We start from the raw sequence: 211 nt of genomic DNA, 5'->3' as shown, positions 1-211 counted from the left end.
GCTTAAACGGGTCGTCTCGGTCGAGGTTGTCGATCGGGCGGCGCTGCAGCAGGCCTATCGCGACGACGCCAGGCTGTGGCGCGACGCCGACGTCGCCACCCTGCTGTCCCGTCTGGCGCTGGCCGACCTGGAGGCCGGGCTGGCGGTGGCCGGAGCCCGTCTCATCGAACAGCGCGTCGCCGTGTAGGAGGCCGCCATGGATCCGGCCGAC

1 protein-coding gene is annotated in these 211 nt (G+C 72.0%); it reads left to right on the top strand.

The features are described 5' to 3' along the window. Window positions 1–187: hypothetical protein (locus ACYVO7_RS25890; RefSeq protein WP_460452627.1), on the top strand; the 187-nt coding region annotated here is incomplete at its 5' end. Window positions 188–211 lie beyond the last annotated feature (24 nt).

It is taken from the genome of Alsobacter sp. SYSU BS001988 (assembly GCF_054796215.1).
This window is presented reverse-complemented; position numbering and strand designations above follow the sequence as displayed.